This is a genomic window from Methylosinus sp. shoA (assembly GCF_059718125.1).
In genome coordinates this window covers 3,621,652-3,633,884 of sequence record NZ_AP046091.1, presented here as the reverse complement: position 1 = coordinate 3,633,884, position 12,233 = coordinate 3,621,652, and the positions used below count along the sequence as shown (strand labels likewise).

10 protein-coding genes are annotated in these 12,233 nt (G+C 64.5%); 1 reads left to right on the top strand and 9 read right to left on the bottom strand.

Annotated features, from left to right (window positions below; all coding sequences use genetic code 11):
• Nucleotides 1–65: 65 nt before the first annotated feature.
• The 9 genes from AC6IW9_RS16805 to AC6IW9_RS16765 form a co-directional block, all read right to left on the bottom strand.
• Nucleotides 66–680: a copper chaperone PCu(A)C gene (locus AC6IW9_RS16805; protein WP_497765236.1), complete on the bottom strand. Its 615-nt coding sequence runs from the start codon at nt 678–680 to the stop codon at nt 66–68.
• A gap of 133 nt (nt 681–813) precedes the next feature.
• Nucleotides 814–2,721 carry a c-type cytochrome gene (locus AC6IW9_RS16800; RefSeq protein ID WP_497765235.1) on the bottom strand — a complete coding sequence of 636 codons (1,908 nt, stop codon included), beginning with the start codon at nt 2,719–2,721 and terminating at the stop codon, nt 814–816.
• Nucleotides 2,722–2,803: 82 nt separating this feature from the next.
• Nucleotides 2,804–3,169, bottom strand: a complete 366-nt coding sequence (locus AC6IW9_RS16795) for a copper resistance CopC family protein (protein ID WP_497765234.1) — start codon at nt 3,167–3,169, stop codon at nt 2,804–2,806.
• 71 nt (nt 3,170–3,240) lie between these two features.
• Nucleotides 3,241–3,858 (bottom strand): hypothetical protein, encoded by a 618-nt coding sequence (locus AC6IW9_RS16790; protein ID WP_497765233.1) that lies wholly within the window; start codon nt 3,856–3,858, stop codon nt 3,241–3,243.
• 379 nt (nt 3,859–4,237) lie between these two features.
• Nucleotides 4,238–5,533, bottom strand: coding sequence for a bacterial ammonia monooxygenase, subunit AmoB (amoB, locus tag AC6IW9_RS16785; protein WP_497765232.1), 1,296 nt, complete (start codon nt 5,531–5,533; stop codon nt 4,238–4,240).
• Between the two features lie 154 nt (nt 5,534–5,687).
• On the bottom strand, nt 5,688–6,446 hold the full coding sequence (gene amoA / locus AC6IW9_RS16780; RefSeq protein ID WP_497765231.1) for a bacterial ammonia monooxygenase, subunit AmoA: 759 nt from the start codon (nt 6,444–6,446) through the stop codon (nt 5,688–5,690).
• 249 nt (nt 6,447–6,695) lie between these two features.
• Complete coding sequence (amoC, locus tag AC6IW9_RS16775; RefSeq protein WP_497765230.1) at nt 6,696–7,466, bottom strand: bacterial ammonia monooxygenase, subunit AmoC; 771 nt, start codon at nt 7,464–7,466, stop codon at nt 6,696–6,698.
• Between the two features lie 596 nt (nt 7,467–8,062).
• Nucleotides 8,063–9,517 (bottom strand): acid phosphatase, encoded by a 1,455-nt coding sequence (acpA, locus tag AC6IW9_RS16770; RefSeq protein ID WP_497765229.1) that lies wholly within the window; start codon nt 9,515–9,517, stop codon nt 8,063–8,065.
• Nucleotides 9,518–9,636: 119 nt separating this feature from the next.
• Nucleotides 9,637–10,707 carry a cytochrome-c peroxidase gene (locus AC6IW9_RS16765; RefSeq protein ID WP_497765228.1) on the bottom strand — a complete coding sequence of 357 codons (1,071 nt, stop codon included), beginning with the start codon at nt 10,705–10,707 and terminating at the stop codon, nt 9,637–9,639.
• 398 nt (nt 10,708–11,105) lie between these two features.
• Here AC6IW9_RS16765 and AC6IW9_RS16760 point away from each other — a divergent pair, with 398 nt between their 5' ends.
• Nucleotides 11,106–12,227 (top strand): cytochrome-c peroxidase, encoded by a 1,122-nt coding sequence (locus AC6IW9_RS16760; protein WP_497765227.1) that lies wholly within the window; start codon nt 11,106–11,108, stop codon nt 12,225–12,227.
• The last annotated feature ends 6 nt before the right edge of the window (nt 12,228–12,233 follow it).

Here is a 12,233-nt window from a genome sequence, read left to right as displayed (position 1 = left end):
GGCGACGTCGCTCCCGGAAATGAGACGGCCCGTCACAGGGACGAGCCGTCGATATTGCGGATCGGTTACTTCTTCGACGCGTCGTGCGCGTCCTTGTGATCCCCGTGATGATGCTCGCCATGATCATGATGGTCGTGGCGTTCTCCGGCCGGCGCGGACTTGTATCCGTCGGGATGATCCTTCTCCCAGCGCGCCGTCGCTTCCGCGTCGTGGGCATGCTTGGCGTCGGGCGCGTCGACAGCCGCATCGACGGTCACTTCGCCCGCTTTCTCGAACACCAGCACCAGCTCTATTCCCCAGCCGACGGGATTGATCTTCTTCACCTCGGCGAGCACGACATGCGCGCTCTCGGGCGAGAGCGTCGTCGTCTTGCCGGCCGGAATCGCTATGCCGCCTTCCGCCGGCGTGTGCTTGGCGTCGGAATGCAAGGCGACCTTGCCGACATTGGGTGATTTCACCGCGATGAGCTTGTCGGCCGTATCGCCCTTGTTGTGGATGAAGGCGTAGAAATAGGCCGTCGTCTCGCCGTCCTTGGGCGCGCGCACCCAGGGATGTTCGACAGTGAGCTTGCCGAGATCATATTCATGCGCCCGGGCGCTCGTCGCCGGGATCAGCGCGCAGAGCGACGCTCCGCCCAACAGAACGCCCGCCGACAACAGATCACGCCGCTTGATGACCATTCGCATTCTCCCTTGCGTGGCCGACTGTCTCGTCGGTCCGTTCAGACTCGCGTCGCATTCTTCTCGACGAGAGGCCCGAAGGCCTCGTCCGCCGCATCGCGACCATGCGGCGAATGGCGTTGGTCCGTCCCGCTCAGTGCTGGTGCGGAGAGACGTAGACGACCGGCTCCGAAGCGGTCAGAGCGATCTGCGCTTTCAGCAGTGAGGCATTTCCATCGCCCGCGCCGAAATGGCGGAAGCGGGCGCGCACATAGCCCGAGCGGTCGATCAGGAAATGTCCTTCCGGAATTTCGTCGACGACCGGCTCGTCCAGATAGTGGTTGATGATCGAATAGGTGAGCTCCACCGCGTCGGGATGGCTCGTCAGATAGGCGCGTGGATCGGCCGGGCAATCGCCGAAATAGACGGTCACATGATGCGCCCCCGTCGCCGCGGTCGTCTCCGCCGCCGCCGCGAGGCTCGCCGTCTTCTCCGCGAAGGCCGGATCATCCGCCGTGCAGCGTGCGAAGGACACGAGCGTCGGCACGCCGCGCAGCTTCTCGACGTCGACGATCTCGCCCTTCGGATCGTCGATGGCGAAATTGGGCGCGACCAGCCATTGGATGACGCCCTTCGGGCTCAGGAAGCGCGACTGGTTCGAGTTCGAAAGAACGGTGAGATAGTTGATGAGATCCCAGCGCTCGTCCTCGCTGATCGCATCGGCGAAGGGCGGCATGACGCCGCTCTGCCCGCCATAGGTCAGCCAGTGAAAAATATCGCCGAGCGTATGCGTCGCGACATGCGGCGCCGTGAGATCGGCCGGCGGGACCGGCAGCCCCTTGGCCAAGGGGCCGTTGCCCTCTCCGGTCACGCCATGGCACGGGATGCAATTGGCCTGGAACGTCTCGAAGCCGCGCTTGACCGAGGCCGCGACATAAGGAATCGGCGGATCTGTGTAGGTTTCGGGATAGGCCTGCACCGACACCGAGACGAGGCCGCAGATCAGCGCGCCGGCGCCCGCGGCCGGCGTCGAGAACCGCCGCCATCTACGCAGCCGTGGGACGAACCAGGCGAGCGCGGCGACGACCGCGAGCGCGAGCGCGGCGACGCCGAAGTTCCAGGTCGGGTCGCCCCAGGGCGTGACCTTCAGCCCCCAAGTGCCCGCATAAGTGAAGCGGAAGGGAAGCGGCCAATAGACATTCGTCTCATGCGCCGCCGGCGTGATCGTCGCGATCCAGCCGGCGATGAACAGCAGCGAGACCGCGCATCCGGCTTCATATCCGCCGACCTTCGCATACCACGCGACGTCGAAACGCGACTTGCTGTGCGGAAGCGTCAAATAGCGCGCGAGCGAGAGGGCGAGCATCAAGGCCGCGCAGAGGAGAAGCAGCTTCAGCGAGAGCAGCCGACCATAAGGCGTCGCCAGCATGAAGCCGAACAGCCCGACAGTCTCCCACGCGATGACGAGGCCGCTGATCAGCACGACGAGCATTGCGCCTTTGGCGACGCGCGACCAGCGTTCCGCGATGCGCCAAGCCACTTCGGGCGGCTTCTCGCGTCCCGTCAGCATCCAATAGACGAGGCCCAGCAGGCCGCCGACCCAAACGAGCCCGGCCAGCGTGTGGAAAGGGAAGCTCAGCTGCGTGTAGATCGGCAGGCTGTCGTCCACAGCATGGCCGGTGACGGAGACGACGGCGAGCGCCAGAAGGCCGAGCCCGAGCGTGGCGCGATCCAGCCAGAGATTATGGACGCGCAGGCGCAATAGCGTCGCCGCGGCGAAGATCGCAACGAGGATCTGCGTCGCCACCCAGGCCCTGCCGATCATCGTTCCCGAGACGAACTGGCTCAGCGTCGGCCAATCGAGCGGCCGTTGCGCGGGAATGATGTTGCGCGCCGTCGCCACGATCAGGCCGAAGCCGAACAGCACGCGCAGGACCGCCGCTACGGCGATCGCCTTGCCGAATCGCTTGCCGTCTTCCTCGATGAGGCGCGGCAGCAGCAACAGACCGACGGCGAGGGCGGAGAGCAGGCTCTCCACGAAGCGAAGCGTCGCCAATTCCATGGATTTCGACTTCCGTTACGCTCGCGAACGCGGCGCCCCGCCGTTCGGCGCCGCCCGAAGTTCATGTATTCGTGAGCACGCGCTAGCGAGGGTCGACCGTGAACTCGTATTTCCCCTCGACGATGTGGCCGTCGGAGGAGAGAACGCGATATTTCACCACATAGCCGCCGGCCGCGAGCTCGGGCGCGTCGAGCGTCAGCTCGCGCGGCTTGTCCGGCTGTCCCTTAGCCCCTTCGACGACGACCTTGCCGGTCGAGTCGAGGATCGAGATCGAGGAATAGGCCGGCTCGACGCCGCCGCCGAAACGAAGCTTCACGAACTTCGGCGAAGCGGCGACATGATCCTTCGCGGAAGGCGACGCGTCGACCAGAAAGGAATGCGCGAGCGCCATCGCGGCGTTCAGGCAGATCGCCGCAGCCACGAGGCCGGCTCCAAATCTCGGCTTCATCCTTCGGCTCCTCCCCTGTTTATCGCGCTTTGCGCGTTATGATCATGATCTGGTCGGGCCGCGGCCTTCGTTCAAGACGACTTCAGAGCATTCGCGGCGTCGGCGGCCTTCGGCTTGGGATGGCTGTGCCGCCAATAGGCGGCGACCATCAGCGCGATCAAAATTGCGCCGAGCGCCTGCGGCACGAAGGCCCACCAAGTCTGCCCGACCATGAATTTGAACTGCTGCGTCTCTTTCTCGCCGTTTGGCCGCGTGAGCGTGACGAAGCCGAGGAAATGACCCTTCTCCGTGAACGTATGCTCGAAATTGAACGTGCCCGTCTTATAGAGCTTGGGCGGGAGGTGAATGATGGTGAGCGGCTCGAGATCGGCGTCGGACGAGAGCGGCACGAGCGGATCGCGAATGATCCGCACCTCGATCGGATAATCGCGAAAGTCCGGATTGGCGATGTCGAAGGTGAAGATCGTGCTGCCCACGACCGGGATATGCTCGCAATACTGGTCGCGCGCGCCATTCGCTTCGTAGGCGGTGATATGGATCATGTCATAGCCGAACATGACCATGCACATATTGTCCATCACCATCGCTTCAGGGCCGTCGCCGGCCGCAGCCATGGCGGGAGTCGCGGACAGGGACGCGACGAATAGCGCCAGCGCCCAGAGACATGATTTCATAGCCCGAACGATCATCGCTTTTCTTCCTCTGAACGATGCGGCTCCTCGATCGGAGGAGGGCGCCGCTTTCATTTCTGTCACTCGCCTCGCGGTCGACGAGGTCCGCGAAATATCGGCGGCCTTCGAGACGTAGGCGCGTCGTTTTCATAGTGCAAAAACGATACGAAATGAAATCGCGCGACACCGCCGAGGGGAAAGACGGCCAGCGCGTCCTTGCGCAAGAGAAATTCTAAGCGTGTTCGGACGCAGACGCGACCTTTTCACATGCGTCGAAACGCCGCATTCGATCGCATTGCGATATAAACCGTGCGGGCGGCTTTGCCGGCCTCGAACGAAAACCGGCCGGACCTTTCGGTCCGGCCGGGTGATTTGTGGATCGAAGGGGTCGCGTCGATCAGGGCATGTCGCCGGCGACGAACTTCGGAATGACCGGGCCGCCGACCTCGGCCGCATAGCGCTTGCCGCTCGGGCCGAAGAACAGGAGCAGACCGCCGATCTGGCTATCCGTGTCGTAGGCGAGGTCCGAGAGACGCTCGATGTCCCAGCGGGCGTCCTGGATCTTGACCTCGATCGTCTTCGTCTCGCCGGGGGCGATCGGGGTCGGATCGGTCGACAGGCCGCGGTCGGCCAGCAGATAGTCCGGGAACTCCGGCTTCGTCGTGAACACGTCGGGGTTCAGGAAGCGAAGGCCCGCCGCCGTATATTCGCCGAGCTTCAGCGGCTCGTCGGTCTTGTTCGACACCTTCACCTGGATCGTCAGCTCACGGCCCGGAACCTTGTAGACGCCGCCCTTCAGCTCCGTCGTCACCAGCTTCGGACCAACGCCCGCCGTGCCCTCTTCCGTGATCGGCGTCAGCGGCTTCTGCAAGCCGGCCTGCAGCGGAATCGTGCGCGGGAAGGTGCTGTTCGTCACCGCATAGCCGATGATCGTCGCCAGGATCGTCACCGCGAGAACGATCGCGCCGACGCGGCGGTCGTCATCGCCGATCTGCTCCTCGTCCTTGCCTTCGCTGATGCGCAGGTAGGAGGCGATGAAGCCCTTCTTGAAGAACCAGTAGAGGATCCACGCCGCGGCCGCGATCAGCCACGGGAAGTGCCACGCGTAGACGCGGTCGATCCCGTAGGTCTCGAGGTCGACCGTCGTGCCGTCCAGCAGCGTCACCGGATCCTTGAAGTCCGCCATGTCGCCCTTGATCTCGATCCACTGGCCGGGTCCGATGATCGGGCCGCCGCCTTCGACGTTGATCTGCGCATGGACGTGCCACCGGCCGGCGCGGCGCGCCTTCAGATCGATCGAGAACGCATAGTCCTTGCCGATCTCCAGCGAAACCGAGCGCGGAGCGAACTGCTCGCCGATGAACTGCGCCGTCCGGACCAGGACAGGGCCCGGCTCGCCCGCGTTCAGGAACGACGCCTTCGGGTTCGCGACCGCCTGCGGCCACGCCGAGAACACGTGAACCTTGCCCGACAGAACCATCGACTCGTTGACGTTCAGCGAGGTCTTCGACCACTTCACGTCATACCAGTTCAGAGTGCGCATGCGAAGGAACGCCTGCTGCGACTTCTCGCCGTGCGCTTCCGCAGGGGCGACCGAAGCCGCCGTCGCCGCGACAGCCGCCGCGACGCTCAGGCCGAGGAGCTTCGCGACCCGCGAGGTCGCCAGCCCGGCCATTCTCTCCAAAGCTTTCATGTGAACCTACCTCCCAGTTTTCTCTACAGAGCCCGCCGTGCCGCATGAGCGCGCCGGCGGCCTCGCTCGTCTTCTCCGGAGCGGCTCCCCCCGCGGGAAACCGCTCCTCTTCTTTTCCGAGGGACCAAAGAGAAGCTCGTTCGCGTCTCTTCGATCAGATCTTCGAGATCACCTTGGTGGTCGAATACCACCGACCGACGAACCACCACAGGAAGTAGACCAGCATCGACACGAAGCCCGAGAAGAACGCCGCGACCGGAACGACGTCCTTACCGAAGGTGCGCAGCGTGCCGCGCTCGACCATGCGGATATATTCCGGCATCGACGTGCGGACGAAGTGGAAGCCGATCAGATCCGCCAGCGTCATCAGCTGGCCATGCTGCTCCGTCGCCTGGTGGAACGCCGCGATCGCCGGCCAGTTGTTCGGATAGAACAGAAGGCCCCACCCCAGCGAGCCCACCACCGCCGTGATCACATAGGACCCCGACAGAAGCAGGATGATGTCCAGCCACAGAGCCGGAACCACCAGAGCCGACGGGAACACGAGGCTGATCGGGAAATAGGTCCAGCCCCAGAAGTTCACATAGCGGTTGATCCACTCGCCGATCAGAAGGCCCAGAACCGCGAAGGTCGCGCCGAACGGCAGCTTGAAGTTCGTCCACAGGAACGCCTGCGTCGCCGCGGCGAAGGTCACGCCCAGGATCGGAACGACCGTCGGCCACATGCGGCGATCCTTCCAGTCGACCCAGAAGTCCCAGTCGCCCGCCGTCAGCATGAAATGAATATGATAGCCGCCCAGAACCGCCAGAAACAGCAGCGTCAGAATCAGCCAGTCGGCGGTCTTCACGCATCCCGCCGCTTCCGCGACCGAATGGAAAGGCCCGATCGCCCCCCCGCTCTTCGATGTAGACATCACTCTTCTCCTTGGTGTCGGTCCGCCCGGCGGTTCCCGCCGCAGCCGTCGACCAGTCCCCGGCTCTCTCGCGCCGAGTTGTCTTATCGTTCGCCCCGCGCTCCCCGCCGCTCCCGAAACCCCGCCCGAGCCGGCCCCGCGCCTCGCGCGGCCGTTCGGACGAAGGTCCCGTTCATCAGGAGACTGTGGATCGCGAGATGTCGCTGCAGACCGCCCGGCCCGAAAGACGGGCGGTCCAATTCAATCGTCTCAGCCGATCAGGGCCGCGACGCCGTCCTTGCCCAGCAGGCGCTTGATGCCGCCCAGGATCTGCAGAACCACGCCGAACACGCCGAGCGCCATCCAGCCGAAGAACACGAAGCCCCAGTGCAGAGGAGCCACGAACAGCTCTTCCATGAACCAGAAGGTGTGGCCCCACTCGTTGAGACCCACGTTCGGGATGATCATGAACGGGCCGATCGCCACGATCAGGAACGCCAGCGAGTAGCCGTGCGCAAAAAACGGAATGCGGGTCTTCGCATAGAAGAACGCGCCGACCGCCATGATCGAGTAGATCGGATAGCTCATGTAGAACTCGATGATGTGCGACGGCGTGAAGTCCGTGTCGCGAATCACCGTCATGTGCCACGTGCCGTCCTGCTCCGTGAAGAAGCTCGCGCCCCAGTAGATCGCCACGGCGTAGACCGTCAGCCACTGAAGCAGCACGACGTGACGGCGCAGCTCCTCGCGCGGAGCCACCGCGTCGATGTTGCGGTCGCGCGTCTTCCACAGCCAGCCGGCGAGCGCCAGGCCCGAAACCAGCTCCAGCGGAATCTCCGTCCACAGGATCGACAGCCAATACGTCTGGAACTCCGGAGCGAACGAGTCGAGGCCCGCGCGCCAGCCGTAGATCTGCTCGTAAATGCGGACGATCAGATAGAAGATGTTCAGGCCGGCAACGCCGATCCACATGCCACGCAGATCCACGATGGCGTCCGAGCCGGCGGCTGCGCCGGCTGTCGTCTCTGTTGTTACGCTCATCTCAATCCTCCTAAGTGCTCCCAGGGATTCTCAAGGGGCGGCCCCTCGCGTTCCCCCTCCCTGCGTGGAAACGCCTTCGTCTTCCCGGTTCCGTGAAATGCGCGCGCCGTCGCCGGCGCGTCTTTCGATCTCCCGTCGCGCCGGTCCCCGCTCCCCCGAAAGGCCACGAGCCCGGCTTTCTTCTTCCTTACTCGAAGACGAAGTCCCCAAGCCGCCGCGCAGAACGAATGCAAATGGCGAAACACTCCGGGTCCACCCCGAAACGCCACGCCCATACCCTCGTTCGGCGAGCCGCAACCATTTCCGTACGCGTCTCTAATGACAATATCCGATAGGGTAGGCTAAAGTAATCTATCGAGTGGTAATAGAAAGCCTCTCAGGCTGTTTATATGGCGCCGCAAAATTCCCCGAACCACCTCGCCGACGAGAGCGGCGACGCCGGCCGCCTTGTTCATAATATACTAAAAAACAATAAGATTCTTTCTCGGCGCAGGCGCGGCTCGCTCCCCGCCCGAAAGCCGCCCCGATAGGGCGAGCTGACGGGACCGTATCGGCGGTGCGGCGCCGGGGTCTCACGGAGAGGGCGCGGAAGATCGTCAGCGGGCGGCGGCGCTGTCGGCCTGCGACGACGACGGCAGCATCGCATTGCGCAGATCCGCGGCGCGCGCGTCGCGCTCCGTCAACGGCGCGAGCCCGAAGCGCGTCTCGATCGTTCGCAGAATCGAGGTCGTGTCATAGACCGTGTGGTCGACGAAGCTCTTTTTGGCGAAGGGCGAGATGATCAGCGTCGGCACGCGCGCTCCCGGCCCGAATCTGTCGATCTTGGGCGGCGCGACATGGTCCCAGGCCCCTCCGTTCTCGTCGGCGGTGACGATGATCAGCATGTCCTTCCAATTCGGGCTCGCGCGCAGCCGCGCGACGACTTCGGAAAGATGCGCGTCGCCGCTCTTCAGGTCCGCGTAATCGGGATGCTGGTTCACCCGGCCGATCGGCTTGTAGAAGGAGACCGCCGGCAAGGCTCCCGCGGCGGCGGCGGCGAAGAAATCCTCGGCGTCCTTCAGATGCAGCTCGCGCCCGGCGCTTCCCGGCGCATATTTTTCGAAATAGAGGAAAGGCTGGTGGTGCGTCTGGAAATGGTCCGGCGCGTCGCGCTGCCGGATGCGGCCGGCGCGCATATCGTTCCAGCCCCCGGCATACCAGGCCCAGGACACGCCTTTCTCGGTGAGGCGGTCGCCGATCGTCGGCGCGGACTGCGGAGGCAGTGTCAGCTCGGAGGGAACCTGAAGGTCGATCGGAGAAAGCGGCGCGGGCGGCTGCAGCGTGCTCACCGCAAAGCCGTCGGGCGTCACGCGCCCGGTCCTGCGAAAGCGCGGAGGACCGTCGAGCGCGCTCTTCGGCGAATGATCGGACCGCGCCAGAAAGCCGGTCGTCTCGTCGAGCTCGGCGACGAGGCTCGGCGGCGGCGACGGATAGATCGGCGCGCATGCGCAGATCAGGAAGATGTGATTGAGAAAGGATCCCCCGAAGGCCGCGTGAAAGAAATGATCGGCCAAGGTGAACTCCTCGGCCAGCCGCCATTGCGCGAGGCCGCGGCCGTCGTAATAGCCCATGACGAGGCCGCCGGCGCTGGAGACCGCCGCGAAGCGGTCCATCCTGCCGCCGTCGATCTGCTCCTGCTCCTGATAGAAGTCATGGGTGAGGTCGGCGGTCTTCTCGCCGTTGGGCGCGAAGGCGTCGATCGGGAACGGCGCGTTGGGGAGAGTCGGCGGAAAGCGCCCGTCGGCGCCTTTCCCCGCAGGAATGGGCGGAAGCTTCGTCAGGATCGAGCCGTCGGCGTCGACCTGGGCGAAACGATCGGATGCGAGGCCGAGGCCGTCAGCCCCCGGAAACAGGCCGAACACATTGTCGAAGCTTCGATTTTCCGTGTAGATGACGACGATGTGCCCGATTTCGGCGAAAGGATTGGCCGTCTGCCGAGCCGGGCTCGGACGGGCCGCAAAGGCGAGCAGCGCCGCCGCGGCGGCGAAAGAACGGAGAGTCGACAATCTCATGGGCGATCCGGCTGCTGTCGTGTCGATCCTCTCAGAATGAGGACACAAGCAGACAGAATCGTGACGGCTGCGCCTTCGCGCCGTCGGCGCGAAGGCGTTCCGTCATGCGCTCGCGCGCGTCAGTGCCCGCTGGCCGTCGCAGTGGCCGCGCCCTGCGTGGGACGCGGCGTGTCGTTCGTGCGTCCCGGCAGGACAGGATAGTCGACGCGCGGCTGATCGCCCGTCAACGCGCCGAGGAAGGCGACGATCGCCTTGGTCTCGTCGCCTGAAAGCGTCACGCCGAGTTGGTCGGCCGCCATGATCGACACGGCCTCCTCCAGCGTCCACACGCTGCCCGTGTGAAAATAGGGAGCGCGGAGCGCGACATTGCGCAGCGGCGCGGCGCGGAACACGTAGTCGTCCGACGCGCTCTTGGTGACCGCGGCGCGGCCCTTGTCCGCGGCCGGCAGCACGTCTGCGGACGGCTTCTGCGCGACGCCGAAGGGGAAATAGCCGGCGCCGCCGACATTGACGCCGTCGTGACACCCCCCACAGCCCTTGTCGATGAAGAGGCGCAAGCCCTGCTTCTCGGTCGCATCGAGCGCGGCCTCGTCGCCGGCGAGGAATTTGTCGAAGCGCGAGCCGGGCGTGATCAGCGTCGCCTCGAAGGCCTCTATGGCCTTGGCGAAGTTGTCGAAATTCGCCGGCCTCGAGTCGTTCGGGAAGGCCCTCTTGAACTCGGCGACATAGGCGGGGATCGAGTTCAGCGTCGCTTCGACATTGGCGGGCGTGTTGTTCATCTCGACGCCGGCCTGCACCGGGCCCTTGGCCTGCGCCTTCAAATCCTCGGCGCGGCCGTCCCAGAACTGCGCGACATTGAACACGGCGTTGAGCACGGTCGGCGCGCGGCGCGGACCCTTCTGCCAGCCGTGGCCGATCGAGGTCGAGCCGGCGTCGACGCCGCCGAGGCTCAGATTGTGGCAGGAGTTGCAGCTGATGATCTGACTGGCCGACATGCGCGGATCGAAAAAGAGCTTCTTGCCGAGCTCGATCTTGGCGGGCGTGATCTCATTGTTCTTCACCGCTTTGGCGGCGGCGGCCGGCGTGACCGGCGTGAACAGGGCGTTGGCGTCCGCCCTCAGATCGCCCGCCACGGCGGCGGCGGGCAGCAACAGCATCGCGCTCAGCGACGCGACAAAGGAACGAGACATTTTGGACGGGCTCCCTGGATTGAGTCGAGCGTGCAGTGCGAATGAGGCCGCTCGATGCCTCGTCCGCCTAGCACAACCGCGGCCGGCGATCAAAGGCGAACGACTGCAGCTAAATTTGAAATTTCAAGTATCTGTGACGTCACCATGACAGCCTCTGCGGTTGAACGCCAGAGATGAAGTCGTCACTCACGACCGAGCATGTGGTGAGGTTTGTCACGTAAGCATTTACTGCGCTGCACAAGCCAGGATACTGTGTCTCCGGCAGTGGATCTACGAGGATGACTGGGCGATTTGTTGCGATCATGCCTTGCCGATCGGCGGGATTGGGAGCAATATCGCGTCATTAGCGCCGAAAAAGAAACGGCTTCCGTCCGACGGGCGCGCAAGGGGAGGAAACCATGGCCGTGCTCACGCGCGTCGCGACGGCGTTCGCGGCTTGCTTCTGCCTTTCGGGCGCGGCGCTCGCCGAGCCTCTCGGCCTTCCGCCTGTTCCCATCCCCGCCGACAATCCGCAGACGACCGACAAGATCGCCCTCGGCAATCGCCTCTTTCACGATCTGCGCTTCTCCAGCGACGGCACGGTCGCCTGCGCGACCTGTCACGCGGACGAGAAGGCCTTCACGGACAGCCCCCTGCGCACGTCGAAGGGAATCGGCGGGAAAATCGGCACGCGCAACGCGCCGACGGTGATCAACGCCGCTTATTTCACCGCTTTTTTCTGGGACGGCCGCTCCGCCTCGCTCGAGGATCAGTCGCAGCATCCCTTCCTCAATCCGGTCGAGATGGGCCTGCCGACGCATGAGCCGATCTTGAACGTCGCCCGATCCGACGCCTTCTATCTCGAGCTGTTCAAGCGCGCTTTCGGCAAGGCCGGCGCCGACATCACCATGGAGGATGTGAAGAAGGCAATCGCCGCCTATGAGCGCACCATCGTCTCGGGCGACTCGCCTTTCGACCGCTGGCGCTTCGGCAGAGAGGAGAATGCGATCTCGCAGAGCGCCAAGCGCGGCTTCGAGGCCTTCGTCGGACAGGGACGCTGCGTCTCGTGCCATGTCATCGAGGAGACGCAGGCGCTCTTCACCGACAATCGCTTCCACAATATCGGCGTCGGCATCAATCGGGCGCAATTCGACGTCCCGCGCCTCTCGGCGGAGTTCCTGACCGCCAAAGCGAAAGGCGCCGACGTCGACAAGACGGTGCTCTCCGATCCCAAGACGTCCGAGCTCGGCCGCTTCGCCGTGACCGACCAGTTCGACGTGATCGGCGCCTTCAAGACGCCCACGCTGCGCAATGTCGCGGTGACTGCGCCCTACATGCACGACGGCTCGCTGAAGACGCTGAAGGACGTCGTGCGCCATTACAACAACGGCGGCCGCAGCGAGGGCGATCCGGCTCAGGTCAACGACTATCTCTCGGGCGGCATCAGGCCGCTCAATCTCTCCGAGCAGCAGATGGACGATCTCGTCGCCTTCATGGAGACGCTCACCACGCCCGCCTATTTCGGAGCGAAGACCAGATAGGACGCC

What these genes read in the sequence shown, in the direction of transcription:
- AC6IW9_RS16805 (WP_497765236.1), bottom strand. Translation starts at nt 680, where the DNA reads ATGGTCATCAAGCGGCGTGATCTGTTGTCGGCGGGCGTTCTGTTGGGC.
- AC6IW9_RS16800 (WP_497765235.1), bottom strand. Translation starts at nt 2,721, where the DNA reads ATGGAATTGGCGACGCTTCGCTTCGTGGAGAGCCTGCTCTCCGCCCTC.
- AC6IW9_RS16795 (WP_497765234.1), bottom strand. Translation starts at nt 3,169, where the DNA reads ATGAAGCCGAGATTTGGAGCCGGCCTCGTGGCTGCGGCGATCTGCCTG.
- AC6IW9_RS16790 (WP_497765233.1), bottom strand. Translation starts at nt 3,858, where the DNA reads ATGATCGTTCGGGCTATGAAATCATGTCTCTGGGCGCTGGCGCTATTC.
- amoB (WP_497765232.1), bottom strand. Translation starts at nt 5,533, where the DNA reads ATGAAAGCTTTGGAGAGAATGGCCGGGCTGGCGACCTCGCGGGTCGCG.
- amoA (WP_497765231.1), bottom strand. Translation starts at nt 6,446, where the DNA reads ATGTCTACATCGAAGAGCGGGGGGGCGATCGGGCCTTTCCATTCGGTC.
- amoC (WP_497765230.1), bottom strand. Translation starts at nt 7,466, where the DNA reads ATGAGCGTAACAACAGAGACGACAGCCGGCGCAGCCGCCGGCTCGGAC.
- acpA (WP_497765229.1), bottom strand. Translation starts at nt 9,517, where the DNA reads ATGAGATTGTCGACTCTCCGTTCTTTCGCCGCCGCGGCGGCGCTGCTC.
- AC6IW9_RS16765 (WP_497765228.1), bottom strand. Translation starts at nt 10,707, where the DNA reads ATGTCTCGTTCCTTTGTCGCGTCGCTGAGCGCGATGCTGTTGCTGCCC.
- AC6IW9_RS16760 (WP_497765227.1), top strand. Translation starts at nt 11,106, where the DNA reads ATGGCCGTGCTCACGCGCGTCGCGACGGCGTTCGCGGCTTGCTTCTGC.